A 16974-nucleotide genomic window follows, 5' to 3' on the forward strand; every position below is an offset into this window, starting at 1 on the left:
GGCTGGATCTCGCCTTGCGCCGCTTTTGCCAATCGGATTGGTCTTTCGAGGACTGCTTGTGAATCCTGGCATCCCCGAATGAACAACTTCACAGCCTCTGCGGGCTCTACCTTCGTTGTCGGCGAATAGAGTCTGGAAGATCAAGGAGACCCCCTAGTTCTACAAATTGCTCACCGAGGGCCGACTAATTCATTCTGAGGCGCTCCGCGGCACGAGTAAGTTTCTACTCCTCCGCTGAAGTAAGCGCGGCCGCCCGGAGTTGGATTTCGGTGTTACTCCGCATCGGCTTACTTCGACAGTGAAGACAGATCGGAGCGAATAATGGCAATGCTTCAGTCCCGCCAGAGTAGAAACGAGGATGCAAACTTGTTGCGTATACCTGCAAGTGCCCATGGAGACTCTTTCTTGAACTGATAGGCACCCAGTTGGAATGAAATTATGCGGCCGCCCACTTTCTAGTGGCGTAAAAACTCGCCCGTGCGCTAGACTACGCTGGTTCGATACCCTCTCGGAATTTGATGTTTTTGTTACCAATGACTGGGACCACAGTGTCCCAGAGAGGAGGATCCCGTGCCAGACCGCGTACCCCGCGTGCGACTGTTCGTCGGCGGCCCGAGCGACGTCTCCGAAGAGCGAAATGCGGTCGTTTCTCTGATTAAGGAGGAACTTAGCCGGGAATTTAAAGACCTCAAGTTGGAGCCATTCACCTGGGACGATCCTGATCAGCCGATCGGGTTCTCGACGAAGTCAAATCCTCAGCAAATGGTGAACCAGGCCTGCCATCCCAGCAGCTGCGACATCGTTGTCATGCTTTTCAAGTGGCGGTTCGGCTCGCCCATGAATCTCGACGGCAAAGACTATCTATCGGCCTCGCAGTACGAGCTCGAATGTGCGCTGGAGAATCCAGAGAGGCCGGTAATCATATTTCGCTACCATAAGGACTTCGGCGACCCGGTGCCACAGGGGCGCAACGACGAGGAATACAAGAGGAACCGGCGGGAGATTGAAGAGGGCAAGCGGCAATTTCATCTGTTACACGAATTCTTTACTGATCTCGAAGGCCGCCACGGCAAGAGACTTAAAATCAACTACTATCGCGACGTCCGATTTGTCGTAAGTCAGGCTCACGGTGCTCTGCAACCCGAACTGAAACGAATCGAAGCCTGGCAGGAACACAAAGAGGCAAGCAAAGTTGAAGCTCCCAGGTTCGACGGTTATCCGTTTCGCGGACTGTTTGACTTTGAATACTCACACCGCGAGGTTTTCTTCGGTCGTTCCGGGGAGATCGACGAACTTGTCAAGCGTCTTGTGAGTGAGGACAGCCCCCACCTGCTGATCATCCACGGTGACTCTGGAGTGGGTAAATCGTCACTCATGAAAGCCGGCTTGCTGCCCCGGCTGATCGAAGGCTCGGTGCCAGCGGGCGGGGGAGAATGGCGGCAGGTGACTTTCGAGCCACTCGAACTCGAAGGCAATCCATTTTTGTCCTTCGCTTCTGCGGTCAAGACCATCGACTCGAATAAGTACGGGCTTATTTCCAATCCCGCCCACCACTTATCTCAAACACTGCACGATCTATCGGTAAGTTCCGAGGATGCCGGCACCATACGTCTCAAGATGGAGGCATTGGTGATCAGCCCCTTGCTTGCCGGTTCCCCTGCCGGATCTCAGCTGATTGTAGCGATCAATCAGGCGGAGGATTTACTGAATGTGAGTGATCAGTTCAAACTCGCCTTTGTCAAATTCATCGCGATCATGGCAGAGTCGTCCAACGTCCGCTTTATTTGCACGTTGCGCACCGATACCCGGAACGAATTCGAGAACCTGGCCCCGCTGAAAAAAGTGCTTCAAAGCGCGGCTAGTGAGTGGTTTCCGCTATACCCGCCCGATCGCAACCAACTGGAAGATATGATCGAAAAACCGGCCAAGGCAGCGGGCGTCGAAATCGAAAAAAAACTCATCACGCGGTTGCTGGACGATGCCATGGGAGCCAAAGAAGGAGCGCTTCCTCTGGTCGGCTACACGCTGCAGACCCTCCGGCTGGAACAAGGCAGCAACCCACTCACCTTCAATGCTTACGAGACCCTCGGTGGCCTCACCGGAGCGGTCAGCAAACTCGCCGGCGAAGCTTCCGGTCAGACCACGCGAGAGAGCCTCGAGGCACTCTTCGAGCATTTGGCCGAGATACGCAACGGTATGCTGTCCCGCAGAATCGCGCAGCGCTCTGAGATCGAGGCCGCTCGAATCGATCTCGGTCTGATTAACGTCCTGGCCCGCAAGCGCCTGCTCCGATCCACCGAAATCGATCGTGAACCGGCAGTGCAACTGGCTCATGCCGCTCTCTTCCAGGCGTGGCCCGACCTCAAATCCTGGGTGGAAAAATCAGAGGCCAAATTGAAGCTGCGCGACGAGGTAGAGCGCGATGCCCTCGTGTGGGTGGAGACCGGGAGGCGATTGCGCTTTATCAAGCTGCGCGGCGAGCGACTGGATGAGATTCGGGCGATTGCGGCGGCCGACCCCACATTTGTCGCGGGAAACGCTCATGTAAGGGAGTATCTCACCGCAGCCGAAGCCCAAAGGCAAAGCGAAAAGCTGATCGCTTCGATCAACGGCGGCCATCTCACCGGCATTGTGGACGCAATCAAGGCCGGCGGACACCTCGAGATCGAGGACCGCAATGGCGAACCCGGCGGCGTTCGTCCGCAATTCTGGGCCGCGATTACAGGGGATGACCGCCAGGAGATTTCCCCACGAGAAGATTTGACTTCCGATGGGGATGGTCCTCTTCAAAGCAAATCGATCTTCGAAGATCCCAGGATTATCCGATCCACAGTGGGCCGAGGCATGAGCGTGCCCCATCTGGCTGCCCTCTGCGGGCGCCTTGAGCTGCTCAAAAAGTTGGCTGACAAAGACCCGGCGGCGATGCATCTCATTTCAGAAGGAGGGAACACTGTATTGTCAGCAGCGGCGTTTGGCGGTCACCTTCCAATCGTAAAGTATCTGCTGGAAGTGCAGAAGGCCGATCCCAATATCCTAGACGAGTTTGGCTATTCCTCCGCCTTTTGGGCTTATCAGCAGAATCACCCGGATGTGGTGGCGTATTTGAAGCAACACGGTGCGTCTTTGGAGATTTCGTCGGAAGAGGGATGGAACCTGCTGACGGAAGCTGCCCGCAGTGGCGATGTAGCCGAAGTACGCGATCTGCTCAGCAAGGGTGTTCCCGTCGACTACGCTACGAAATCTGGCATAACGCCGCTTATCGTGGCATGCGGACGCGGACATATTGACATCGTCAAACAACTTATCGAGGCGGGAGCTGCGCCCAACCGCCAGAATGAGCAAGGCTACTCTCCTTTACTTGCTGCACTCGGACAAACTGATCCTCGGCTTATTGACGTCTTGATCGAATGTGGAGCTTCCATTGACATCACTGATGAGAATGGGAGCACTGCCCTCTTGCATGCTGCGTCTCAGGGCAAGGTAGATTTTGTCGATCGGCTCCTGCTCCGCAACGCGAAATGGGACATTGCCAACCGCGATTCCATTCACCCGCTCGCGTCAGCCGCCGCGAACGGCTACGGGCGGATCGTCCAGATGCTCCTGTCTGCAGGCGAAGACGTGAACCGTCCGGCAGTAAATCATTGGACCGCACTTCACTACACATGCGATGACGGAGATGTCGATACCGCTCGTATCTTGCTCAAGCATCCGCGGGTTTTAGTCAACGCTCGAGAGAAGGCCGGGTGGACTCCGCTCATGTGCGCGGTGAAAAAGGGACATTCAGAGGTAGTGGAGTTAATGGTAGAGGCCGGTGCGAATCGCAAGCTACTCAATCCGGCTGGAATGGACGCACTTGCCTTGGCGATTCAGTACAACTCTCTCCCCGCAGTAAAGAGTCTGTTATCTAGCGAACTGTCTCTGGACCGTGACTATCGTCTCGTTTCAACTGCCATGTTAGGAGGCTCCAGCCGTCGAGTCTCGGTGACTCCGTTGGCCGGCTATCCCAACGCCGACCACTTGAGCCTTGCGGTATCTGAAGGCAATCTGGAGATCGTCCGCACTCTCCTCGCCGCGGGTGCCGACCCGAAGCTGCGGGACAATTTTGGCGATACCGCGTTACACCATGCCGCTCGCTTCGGCTATTTGGAAATCGCTACCCTTCTTCTCAGCAAAGAGGCTCCGGTCTCTGTGCAAGACCGGGAAGGCCGGAGTGCCATCGACAATGCTTATGAAGCCGGAAACACGGCTCTGGCTGTTGCGCTCATTGAGCATGGTGCCGTGGAGCCGGCAACATGGCACCGTCTCAAGGTCAGTGATGAGGCGTCCTTCCTGACCTTTGAGGACATGCCTGAGGACAGGTGGGCCAGACTCCACTATCAGTTCAGCGCTCAGAGCACCTTTGTCGTGCGCTTGGAGCACATGCGCCTGCGCGCCGCGCCGCTGCCGTTTTACCGCAACGTCTACCTTGTCGCAGCCGAGGATACGGGGCGTCACGGGCCACGGGAGCAGTTTGCCCTTCTCGGGCCGGACGATGACTTCATCATGCTCGATTGGACGAATGAACCGATCTATGAAGCCAATGAGCGCTGGGGCATCCATTTAGAAGATGATCGGTCGGTAGTTCAATATTGTTATTTTTTCTTTCACTTCGTGCGTGGTAAGTTGGGGCGATTCCTGGTGACTGAGAATGCCGATCGAATTAGGTGGACTTCTGAGGCGACGGATGAGGTCCGTGACGCATTCAGAGCAAATCTTGAGACGATTGGCGAAATAACTCGTCCAGGAAATGATCAGATCCACTTCAAGACGACGGTCGTCTTCAAGAATGCCCTGTTTCGAACGGGCGTCCTGGTGGCCGCCAGCCCCATCCGCATCAGGGATAGCGATGGCAACGAGGAGAAATTCAGTTTTGGGCAGCTCAAGCTATACGACGAGGAGCTACTCATGGAGGAGCTGCCCATCGAAATCGACGGGCAACCCAGTGTCTTCGGCTAGATTCAGCAAAATCAAAGGCACCTAAAAATCCCTCCGAGGAGAGGCGCATATGCCTGATTCCGATTCCAATGCCGAGAAGTCGTTACCCATGTTCTACCGCTCACCGCGCCCGCTGGATCGGAGCCAGGATGCTGACCTCAAGATCTCTCGACCAACACATTTCCGATTTGCGGCGGAGACAAACGCCATTCCTATACTCATTGAAGAGTTCCCATTGGCTTCAGCTCATTATCCCATCGTATTCGCTGATGGACCGGTCCCCATACCTGCTGCCGTCGTGGGACTGCGAAACAGTGAAAATCTTTTCGTGGATAATAACGGGCAATGGGCGGACGACACTTACCTGCCCGCGTACCTCCGGCGTTATCCGTTCATCTTGATGGACGATGCGGACAACAAGCAGTTTGTCTTATGCATCGACTCCGATAGCGACATGCTGGGGCCACAAGGCGAGTATCCCCTCTTCGAGGGCAACGAACCTAGTGACTTCACAAAAAATGCTATGGAGTTTTGCGCAGCCCTCCGTCAACAAGGCGACCTGACCGACGCGTTTGTCAGCGAATTGCGGGCCCAAGATTTGCTCGTGCCTAACGATGCGAAAATTGAGACGGGTGAAGGCGAGCAAATTCAATTGAGTGGCTTTTTGACGATAGACCCCAAGAGATTCGACGCTGTCTCGGACAACCTCTTCACCGAGTGGCGCGCCAAAGGTTGGCTCGGGTTGATCTATGCTCAACTTCTCTCTTCGCATCGATGGCAAAATCTAGTCACATTGGCAAAACTGCCAGGGCGTCCAACCATCGTTTTGCCCCAGCGAGAGACCTCCGCACAACTCAATGTGCCTAGGCCGGACGTTGCGGAGGAATTTCGCCTCAAGCGCAGGCCTCTTCCCGGCCTCAGATCAAGAACAGCGTGACGATTGATTTTACGGTCCGCTGCATGATCCCAGGCAGTCTGTTCCGGAGGGGATTTCACACAGCACGGCGGGCCGGGGATTGAATTGTCTGCGGCTTTGGATCTTTCGGCCTTACGCTGCCGCCCCAATGCAGTCGATCGACGGGGAAGCCCGAAGCCGGTTGATCGACGCAAGTTGTCACAGAGCGGGCAAACCACCAACCAAGGTACGCACGGTGCCGGGTGCTACCAGAGATAGGTCGCCACAACACGTGGTGGACCGGGTTTGCCGTCGATGATCTGCGTCTCAACGACTGCCTCGAAGTTCTGCTCTGGGAGCGGCAGCCGTCTCTCGCGCTTCAACTCAGAAAGATAGCGCTCGTCGGTCAGGAATCTACTGGCTGCAATGGTTCCGTTCTCTCCAATACCCGCCGCTACGACGACAATCTGCTCGGTCGTTGGATCGTGAAACCTCGCGACTATGCCAAAATCGCGATCCATCTTAACAAAGGGGCCCGCAGTGTTAATGCCCCATACCTGCTTCGGGTTTGTCCTGTCCTGAATGGTGTAGTCGTCGGTCGAGGTGCGAACGAAGTAAAAGCGCAGCGGATTGGTTATCCGCATCGTCCACTGATTGTTGAAGCCAGAGATCAGGACGACTGGGCCTTTCTGAAGATCCGCGAAGGAAGTGCCCGTGGAAGACTCGAGCGTGCTCGTCTTCTCCCGCACCGACAGCACCTGCTGGATGCTCGAGAGGGCGGTTGCATCAGAGATCGCAATCGGATCGAGCGCGAGGGGGTGACCACTTACGCTCGAAGGATTTGGAGCAACGGCATTGCTGTTCACCATGGCAACGACCGAGGCCACTGAGATGAGGACCGGACCATTCGCTTCCACGACCGGTCGCCAGAAAGTGTCGGTCGCGGAGGGGCGGTGCAGAAGAGGCAGGACTGCGCCTCCTGTCGCGAATAAGAGGGCGACCCCAAAACAGGCGGCAACCCGTCTCCACTTCCGCGCTTGAGGACTAAGCGCCGTATCCGGGACTGCCAGGGAAGGCAGGGGTTGAATCGTGACACTGGTCGACGGCGGTGAATCGACCCGTCCCGCGTCCTCCACAACTGAGGTCTCGACAGGATCAAGTGCCGCCTCCGTCGCGAAACCGGGCGTCTCCCCGACGAGACGAAACTCCGGCACGTAGGAGCCTGGACGAAGCTCGATCCGCAGTTCGTGTTGATGATCGGGCTCGTAGTAATACTGCGCCAGCCGCTTGCGCACCTCGCCCGCAGTGACCCGCACTACCGGATCGGCGTTAAGGTCATAGCTCGACGGTCGGCCGAATGCTTCGACACCTACTGTTCGCTCCTTTAATTGGTCGCCATGCCCATCCAGCGTCTTGCGCACCACATAGTCGAGGAAGATCGGATATCGGCGGCTATGGCTGAATAAGGGGCTGTTGCGCAGGCGGCTTAGCTGCCGTTCCACGCTCTCAGCCGAGACTCCTTTTACTTCATTTTTCATCTTTGCGTTGTCGATATGCTGCCGGACAGTATCATACTCCCCGCCAAAACACCCGCGCAATCTATAACTGGTTCATAACAATAGGCAAAGCCCCATCGCCGCGAGTGCGATGCAGTACAACACCTATCAAGTGCCTGTTACGGGAACATACCGTTGGGATCGCTTCCAATGGGACACATTTTGACTACCTGTAAAGAGAACATCAAACCGGGCCGACCCGGTGTCCTGGCAATCGTTTGTCTAGGCGCATCCCTTTTTTCGATCCATTCCGACGCCCCGGCTCAGCAGACCTCTGGCTGGAAGCTTGTGTGGAGCGATGAGTTCGATGGGCCGGTTGGCTCCGCCCCCGATCCCGCGAAGTGGAAGTTCCAGTCCGGAGCAGGAGCAGCTCTCGCCGGCAATGAGGAAGCAGAGTTTTACTGCGCACGCACTTCCACAACCCCACCCTGCAAGCCTGATCAACCGAACGCCTATCTTGATGGCAAGGGTCACCTCGTCATCGTTGCCATCAAGACGGATGCCACGGTCACGGTCGGCGCGAAGAAGATGGCAGCTCCGGTATACACCTCCGCCCGCCTGACCAGCGTGCCTGAATTTCGTTATGGACGACTGGAGGCCAGCATCCGCATCCCGGCTGCGGGTCACGGAGTCTGGCCGGCCTTTTGGGCTATGGGAATGGAGGACGCGAGCACCCACTGGCCCGCTACCGGCGAGATAGACGTCATGGAGCAGTGGAATCCGCAACCGGGCGCTCCCGAAAAGCTCGATGGGCTAACGATCCACGGGGCAGTCCACGGGCCGGTCGCCCCCGAATCCGGCCAGGGATTCTTGGATCAGGCGGCTGATTATGTCTTTCCGGGCCAGCCCTCGAACGGCCTGCATCAGTTCGCTGTCGAATGGTCACCGGGGCAGGTGAACTTCTTCGTCGATGGATCGTTATACGAGCGAACGTCAGTCGGGAGCATGACCGGCAAAGAGGTCTGGGAGCAGGACCGCGGGCCGTTCTCCCTGCTCCTGAACCTTGCCATGGGCGGAGGGTTCTTCGGATATCCGGATGCCTCTACCAGTCCTACGCCGACCATGGTCGTCGACTATGTGCGTGTCTACCAGCCGGACGAAAAGGCGCTCGCCGCCGGTTGGTCGAGTTGTGACGTCGGTGGCCCCTCCGAGCCCGGCAGCTCCACCTTTCACGATGGCGTGCATACCGTGGCGGGCGGTGGCTTCGGCATCTCGGGCCGGTTCGACCAATTCCAGTTCGCCTACAAGCCCATGGCGGCAGATGGCGAAGTCAGCGCGCATGTCCTCGACCAGACCAGCAAGGTGGCCCAGGCTAAGGCCGGCGTGATGCTTCGCGAGGGGCGCGGCGCGGCGGCGGCATTTGCCATGGCGTTTCTCTCGCCCGATGGCAGTGTCCACTTCCGCTTCCGCAACAAGCGTGGCGACATCCCCGGTGAGGTTCTCTATAAAGGTTCAGCGACGTGGGTCAAGGTTGCGCGAAATGGCGATGTCTTTACTGCATCCGCTTCAGCGGACGGGAAGAGCTGGACCGCGATCGGCGATGCAAAGCTTGCCATGCGCCACGACCTTTTGGCAGGCCTCATCGCTACCGCTCGTGACAATAAGACGCCCAACTCCGCCCGCTTCGACTACGTCTCGGTCACCCCAACCGACGCGGCCTTCGAGGGTGAGGCCGCCCCGATTCCCGGGGTCGTCCAGGCAGAGCAGTTCGACACCGGTGGCCGTGGCTACTCCTACAGCTCTGAGTTTGGCGACGCAGGCCCAACCACGCAGCGCATCGGCGACCCCGGCAGCACAGCCCCGAGCGGATACTTCCTGTCAGGCCTCAAGGCGGGACGCTACATCAACTACTCCGTGAACATCGCCAACGACGGCGACTACACACTCTCCGTCCGGGCGGCATCGGCCGGCGCGGGAGGCACCCTCCACTTCAATCTCGACCAGAAGCCGCTCTCAAAGCCCTTCGCGATTCCGGATACGGGCGGCGCGACACAGTGGCGAGAGATCAAGTCGCCCATCGTGCATCTCGCTGCCGGTGCGCACACCCTGGCACTGGTCACTGACTCCGCCGGGGTCTCCGGAGCAATCGCGAATCTGGATCTCTTTGCGGTAAGGCCACAATAAGCCGCTCGTACAAACAAGATTCTGTCGCGGGTCGCTCTCGTGCTCGAAGAACAAGCTTCATCCTTTCTGGAGGCAACACATGCAGTTCCTCAACTCAGGACCGAACTCCTCCGCAAACGCACAGTGGAGCCTCGAGTCTCTCTTTCTTAGACTTCCGCTTGTCCTGGCACTCCTGCTCGCCGGTGTCATGGCCATCGCGCCACGACCCGCTGCCGCGCAGACAACGACAGCCACGCTCAGCGGCAACGTTGTAGACGACACCGGCGCCACCATTCCCGGCGCGGATGTGACGTTGACCAACCAGGGCACGGGCAGCGTCCGCACCACCAAGGCAAACTCCGGCGGCACCTTCGTCTTCGCCGCTGTCCCTACGGGGGACTATACGGTCGAAGTGAAGTATGCCGGATTCAAAAGCAATCTCATCAAGGGCATTCACCTGAATCCGCAGGACAGCCAGAACCTCTCAAAGGTCACGCTGCAGATCGGTGAGGTCACGCAGGTGGTCAACGTCTCCGCCAGCGATGTCGGCCTCATCAACTCCGGCGAGCGCAGCACGCTCATCACCAGCAACGATATTCAGAAGCTCTCGATCGAAGGCCGCGATGTCGGCGAACTGGTCAAGATGCTGCCAGGCTTCGCTATCGCACAGACCTCCGGAAGCATCGATAACCAGGCCTACGATCCTTCGCAGGTAAATGTGACCGGCGCGCTGCGTTCCTATTCCGCCAACGGAAACGCGGCGAATGGCGTCACGCTGCTCAGCGATGGGGCAAACGTCTCCGACCCCGGCAACTATGGCGACTCAGTGCAGAACGTCAACTCCGACATGGTCGAAGAGGTAAAGGTACAGACCTCCAACTTCACGGCAGAGACTTCGAATGGTCCGGTGGTTGTGAATGCCGTCGGCAAGTCGGGCACGCAGAACTTTCACGGCGGCCTTTACGCGTATGCGCGCACTTACCAGTTGAATGCCCAGGACTGGCTCTCGAAGTACGAAGGGCAGCTCAAGCCAACCGATCGCTACGTCTATCCGGGCGGCAATCTTAGCGGACCCGTGATCATTCCCGGCACAAAGTTCAACCGTTTGAAGAAGCTGACCTTCTTTGTTGGCGCAGAGGATTACGCACAGCGCAACATCTACGCGTATGGCAGTGCGTCGCAGGCAATCTCTCACGCGCTTGTGCCCACTGCGGCCATGCGCACGGGCGACTTCAGTTGCCCAACCCTGCAGGCCTATCTCGGCACCAGCATTATCAGCGGTTGCAACGCCAACGGGTCTTCCATCATTGCCAACGCCTCGTACAACAACATCGCCGCGGTGCCCACCCAGACGCGCGACGCGCACACCATCGGCAACGGCCAGATCGCTTCGAGCTACTTCGATCCTGGCACCTTAGCGTTACTCAACACGCTGCCTTTGCCTAATAGCACCCCACTCAACGGCTTCAACTACTTTCATACCAACCTGATCAATAACAACCTTTGGCAGGGTCGTGTCCGCACAGACTATTCCATCTCCGACAAGGTGAAGCTGTTCGGCACCTACAACGTGGAGCGGGGCAACCAGGGGGTTCCCGAGGTTCCCTACTACTCTCCTTCGCAAACCGCGCCGATGGGCGGCATCGATACACCCGGTGGCGGCCTGTTGAGCACCATCGACTCACAGACCGGCGGATTGAACCTTACGGTGATCCTCTCGCCTCGGTTGACGAATGAACTTCAAGGCAACATGACGTGGCTGCACCAGGCGTTCGTGCCAAAGACTCCGAGTGCGTTGCTGAAGTCGACGATCGGATATCCGGATACTTACTACGGGCTCTCCAATCCGACGACCGGAGCTCCGATCAGCAAGAGCACGCAGTTCCCGCAGTTCAGCGACTATGGCAACGATGGTCTGCCGCTCGACCTTGCTCCGGACTTCTCTGTTGGAGAGCCTTACGCGAAGAAGGCGCTGCCTTCGGTTACAGATAATGTGACCTTCCAGCTGAAGACACACACGTTGAAGGCGGGAATTTATATACAGAAAGTAATCAACAATCAGAGGCTCTCCTCGGCGGTGTCGAGCACGAGCGGTCGCATCGCGAACTACTACTTCGGTTCGACTTTCACCGACCCGGACGGAACGATTGTTACGAGCAGTGGCAACTACGTTGCCAACTTCCTGCAAGGCATGATCGAACAGTTCAACCAGCAAAATATAGAGCCGCAACAGAACCTCTACTTCTGGAACATCAATTGGTACGTAACGGATTCGTGGAAGGTCACGCCGCGCTTGACGGTGGACTATGGACTCCGCTTCGAGCACCTTGGCCCATGGCAGGATGCGCACGGCCAGGGCATCTCGGTCTTCGATCCCACGACTGCCGGTGATCCGACCAGCGCGCATCAGGGTTATACGTACCATGGGATCAATCCCAACATCCCGAATGCGGGAGTACCAGCGCGCTTCGCGTTCTATGAGCCGCGCGTAGGTATGGCCTTCGATGCGTTCGGCGACGGTAAGACCATGCTTCGTGGAGGTTGGGGAATGTACCGCAACCACGATAACTGGAATGTGATTCAACTCGCCGCCGCACAGGCTCAGGGCGTGACGGTGACTTCGGTCTCCGGTGGTGCCGGAATCGACCTGAAACAGATCGGCGCATCGAACGTTGCAGGAACAGTGGGTACGGGCAACTTCAGCTCGGGATCCGCGTCTGCGAATAACTATGCTCTCGATCGCACCGATGACGAGCAGCCGCTCACCTACACGTACAGCTTCACAGTCGATCAGCAGCTTCCGAAGGGATCGCAGTTCGAGATCGCGTACGTGGGCAACCAGGGACGGAATCTCTCAGCGGAGAACGCAAACAACCTCACCCTCTCGCTGCAGAACATCAACCCTGTTCCTCTGGGAGCTTTCTTTCATCCCGACCCCGTCACTGGCGCGGTCGTGCCGCTAGGCGCGATCGACAGCCTGAGCACCGCACAGGTCAATGACTATCGGCCCTACAACAAGCTGGGAAATGTCTATGTTCCGCGGCATGTCCTGTACTCGTACTACAACGGTCTACAGACCAGCTGGAACAAGCAGAGCGGACACCTGACTTACGGAGTGAACTACACCTGGAGCAAGGCGCTCGGCATCAAGGACGGTTTCTATAACGGCAATGCGGTCGATGCGACCAACCTGCGCAACAACTACGGCGTGCTGTCATTCGATCGCACGCACATCTTCAACGCGAGCTACAGCTATGACGAAGGCGCGCCCTTCAGAGGTGCCCGAGCGCTGAGGGCCGTGTTGAACAACTGGGCCATCTCCGGCATCACCGGCGTACAGAGCGGGCCTGATCTGCAGGCTACGTATTATGCAAACTTCAACCTCACGGGCAAGCTCGGGCCCAGCGGAGGCACGCAGTTGAACGTGGACAACCGGACGTTCCTGGGTACGCCGGACGTTCAATTGCAGCCGATTCTTACGTGCAATCCCGGGGTACATACGGCAGCGAATCAGTTCGTAAATCCAAACTGCTTCAAGCTTCCGCAGATTGGGCAGAATGGGCCATTCAACGCGCCCTACATTCACGGGCCCGCCTTCTTCAACAGCGATCTCACGCTGGTGCGCAATTTGGCGCTTCCAGACAACCGGAACCTGCAGTTCCGATTTGCCGCGTTCAACTTCCTAAACCATCCGCTTACGAGCTTCTCCACTTCGTTCCCACAGCAGATCCAGTTGAACCTCAGCAACCTCGCCGCCGACGGATACACTTCGAACCCAGCGTCCGCGACACCGGCAGCCGGCTTCGGCACTTCGACGATCAAAGAAGGTCGTCGAGTGGTTGAAGTCGCGGCCAAGTTCACCTTCTAAGCCAACCCACGAAAGGATTTGAGGACTCGATCATGCCTACCTCTTATGGAACGAAATTCTCTGCCCTCGTGCTTGGCCTCGGAGCCTGCATAGGCACCATCGCCGCGGCGCAGACGTTCACTCCACCCGCTGCGGCCACGTCGTCGCGCACAACGCCCTATAGCGATCTCTCCGCGAGCCAGGCGCTTGCCGTCGATTCGAGCGGAGATATCTTCTTCTCTCGGCCAGGATCAGGCATCCTCGCCGAGAAGCCCGCCAATGGCGGAGCGGAGATCACCCTTTACACCGCGCCATCTGGAGGCGGCGGCTATCCCAAAGGCGTCGCCGCAAATGATACGTATGCGTATCTCACGGACTACGCCGGGCACCTCTGGCAGGTTGCCATCGCGGGCGGTGCCGCGACCGATCTGCTGCCAGCCTGCAACTCGATCGATGGGTACTACCTGGGCACGCAGGTCGTAGCGACGGACGGACTGGGCAACGTCTATACCGCTGGAAATAACGAGACGGCCCTCTTCAAGATCACCTCTGCCGATGTCTGTTCCGTGGTGAGCGGCGCGACGCTTGATGCAAACTCGCACATCGCCGCAGACGCAGTGGGCGACCTTGCCTACTCGACGGGCGGTACACTCTACAGTCTGCCCGCCGGAGCGACCTCTCCGATTGCGGTTACGGCCACTTTCAACAGCATCATTGGATTGCGCTCGGACGCTGCGGGCAACGTCTTCGTCACAACGTACAGCGGCATTGTCGAAGTGCCTTTCATCCATGGCGCCCTCGATGGCGCGGCTGCCTTCACCGTCCTAGCAGGGAGCTCGCAGAGCGATGTCGCCGTCGCGCAAGACGGCACGATTTACACGACCGATGGGACCAACCTCTTCAAGAACCTCATTGGCAATCTGCGGTTTGCTGCGACTACGGTGGGTACCGCTTCGACAGCACAGACGGTCAACGTGATCTTTAGCAGCACGCAGACGCTCTCCGGTCTTCGCTACACCTCGGGAGTGGAGACTTCGGCCGAGATCGCAAACGCGGGTTCCGGAAGCTGCGCTGTTGGGCAGTCCTACGCGGAAGGTGCGGCCTGCACCATCAACCTGACCTTCACTCCAGCTAGCATCGGAGCGCGCAACGGTGCTGTCGTGCTGTCCTCAACCGCTGGAACGATCGGTACAGTTGCAATCGTAGGCCAGGGTTCTGGACCAGGATTGACCGCCGACCCCGGAACCCAAACCGCGCTGGGCAGTGGATGGCAGCTTCCTTCGGGCATCGCCGTCGACCCGAACGGTGCAGTCTTCGTGACAGACAAGACCGCCGGTACGCTCTCCTTGATTGAGGCCGGCAGCACGACACCGCAGGTGATCGCTACCGGCCTCTCGCAGCCTGTGGCCGCTGCGGTTGCGGCAGATGGTACCGCCTATGTTGCGACCTCGGCTGGCAATCTCGTGAAGGTTCCCTACTCAGGCACAGCCTACGGAACGCCGATCACGGTCTCAACAGGATTTACATCCCCATCGGCGATGACTGTTGGACCGGACGGCAGCCTGTATGTGGCGAACACAGGAGCAGGAACCGTAGTACGCATTCCCAATCAGGGTGGCGCACTCAATTTCTCTGATCAGACTGCCGTTGGCAGCGGCTTCACGTCGCCTGCGGGGCTGGCCTTCGATTCCACCGGGAATCTCTTTGTCGCTGACTCCGGCGCGGGAAGCATCTTCGAGGTTCGCACAGGCACTACTAACATGGTAGTAACAGGCCTGACCTCACCGACCGCTATCGCGGTTGACGATTCAGAGAGCCTCTATGTCCTCGAAAGCGGCGTCCCGACTGTACTCCGCATCGCCTACACCAACGGAAGCTACAACACGAACGCCACAACCGCATTGGGCAACGGGTTCACCACTCCTGTGGCCCTGGCTGCCGACAGTGCTGGCAACTTGTACCTTGTGGACTCCGGCGGCCCTGCGGTCGCGAGCATTCAGCGCACTGCGGGGTCACTGAACCTTGGCCGGATCAACACGGGTTCGTCCAGCACGGCGCAGAGCCTCAGCCTGAGCAACGACGGCGACACCGCACTCACCTTCGGCTCGCCCCTCTACGTAGCCTCTGGGAACACCAGTGACTTCACCGTCACGACACCAACGTCAAGCGGATGCGCGTCGGGTACATCGCTTGCCGCCGGTGGAACATGCGCCATCGCTGGCGTCTTCGCGCCGACGGCTACCGGCCCACTGACCGAGACCCTTACCTTGGCTTCAAATGCCGCTAACGCCTCGTCCATCACCGGAGCCTTCACCGGGACCGGCATCAATCTTCCAAAGACCAATTTGACGCTCGTAACGAATCCTGTCGGCAGAGTCACCTACGGCACTTCAGTGACTGCGACCGCCACGGTCGCGGCACCTGCGGGTTCGACCGGTGCTCCAACCGGCACGGTCACATTCCTCGTAAACGGTACGCCCTATCAGACTGTGAGTCTGGCAAGCGGAGGCGCGTCAGCAGTGATCACCGGCCTTCCGGCAGGCAGTAACAGGATTGATGCGACGTATAGCGGTGATACGAACTTCGCCGCGAGCGCAGGTAACTCGCAGACCATCGTGGTTACACTTGCTCCCACTGCAACCAGCTTTACAAGCAGCATCAGCAGCGCGGCGGCGGTACCACCGGGGACCAGTGTCGTGCTCACAGCCACAGTCACCTCGGCGGTCACGTCGAGCAAGCCGACAGGGGCTGTCAACTTCATAAGCAATGGAACCGTCGTGGCGTCAGCCGTGGTGAACACCTCCACCGGGATAGCTTCGGTGTCGACATCCACATTGCCCTTGGGCACTTACAGTATCTTGGCGATCTATAACGGTGACTCTGGCTTCGCTTCGTCGTCATCGGCCGCAATCGCCGTCTCGATCCGAAGCCAGCAGTACGACGTGGTGAATCCTCCCGGCACGTTGTCTGTCACCGCGCCCGGTTCGGTCAGCGGCACCTTCGCGATCGCTCCCATCAGCGGCTACGTCGGGGGCGTCGATATGGCTTGCTCCGGCCTGCCCGCCAATACGCGATGCACGTTCCTCCCGGCCACGGTCGCATTTTCAGCCGCGAGCTCTAGCCCGCAGAACGTAACCTTGACTGTCACTACGGGAACTCCACCGCCAACCACTGTGGCCGCGTGGATCTTTCCCCTCACCGGCATCCTGCTCCTCGGTGTCTGGCGCAAACGGAGAAGCCTGGCCGTGAAACACGTCCGTCTTTTCAGGATCGCAGCGATCCTTCTTTCGGGAGTCGCGCTGTTCTCCGCAACTGGCTGTGGCTCCAGCGGCGTCAGCACACCCGCAGGAAGCTCTACCGTAACGGTAACGCTAACGGGGACACCGAACGGGACCACAACCATCCCGGCAAATGGGGCAGGTGAAATTACCAAGTCGTTCACCTTCATGCTCGACGTTCAATAGAGATGAGAGATGGTGCGCTTCATAGTCCGTTGGATCGCGCCATCCGCTAATCCTCCCGATCGTGAACGCCAGCCCCTTCTGCAGGGGCTGTGGCGCGGAGAAGTAGGTACTGGATAACAACTTCTCTGAATGAAT

At 58.3% G+C, this 16974-nt stretch carries 6 protein-coding genes; 5 read left to right on the forward strand and 1 reads right to left on the reverse strand.

The features are described from left to right. Window positions 1–570 precede the first annotated feature (570 nt). Together OHL18_RS14030 and OHL18_RS14035 are read left to right on the forward strand one after the other, a co-directional pair. A complete protein-coding gene (locus tag OHL18_RS14030; protein WP_263375472.1) occupies window positions 571–4995 on the forward strand; it encodes an ankyrin repeat domain-containing protein in 4425 nt (1474 codons plus the stop codon). 49 nt (window positions 4996–5044) lie between these two features. Further along, window positions 5045–5911, forward strand: a complete 867-nt coding sequence (locus tag OHL18_RS14035) for a SapC family protein (protein WP_263375473.1) — start codon at window positions 5045–5047, stop codon at window positions 5909–5911. Window positions 5912–6135: 224 nt separating this feature from the next. Here OHL18_RS14035 and OHL18_RS14040 read toward each other — a convergent pair whose 3' ends face one another. Continuing rightward, entirely contained in the window at window positions 6136–7407 is a 1272-nt protein-coding gene (locus tag OHL18_RS14040) for a hypothetical protein (protein ID WP_263375474.1), read from the reverse strand. A 306-nt stretch (window positions 7408–7713) separates the two neighbouring features. Here OHL18_RS14040 and OHL18_RS14045 point away from each other — a divergent pair, with 306 nt between their 5' ends. The 3 genes from OHL18_RS14045 to OHL18_RS14055 all read left to right on the forward strand — a co-directional run bounded on the left by OHL18_RS14045 (window position 7714) and on the right by OHL18_RS14055 (window position 16839). Beyond that, window positions 7714–9549, forward strand: a complete 1836-nt coding sequence (locus OHL18_RS14045; protein WP_263375475.1) for a family 16 glycosylhydrolase — start codon at window positions 7714–7716, stop codon at window positions 9547–9549. A gap of 79 nt (window positions 9550–9628) precedes the next feature. Next, a complete protein-coding gene (locus OHL18_RS14050) occupies window positions 9629–13396 on the forward strand; it encodes a TonB-dependent receptor (RefSeq protein ID WP_263375476.1) in 3768 nt (1255 codons plus the stop codon). Window positions 13397–13428: 32 nt separating this feature from the next. Further along, window positions 13429–16839: an Ig-like domain repeat protein gene (locus tag OHL18_RS14055; RefSeq protein WP_263375477.1), complete on the forward strand. Its 3411-nt coding sequence runs from the start codon at window positions 13429–13431 to the stop codon at window positions 16837–16839. Window positions 16840–16974 lie beyond the last annotated feature (135 nt).

This window comes from Granulicella aggregans, from assembly GCF_025685565.1.
GTDB classification, from domain to species: domain Bacteria; phylum Acidobacteriota; class Terriglobia; order Terriglobales; family Acidobacteriaceae; genus Edaphobacter; species Edaphobacter aggregans_B.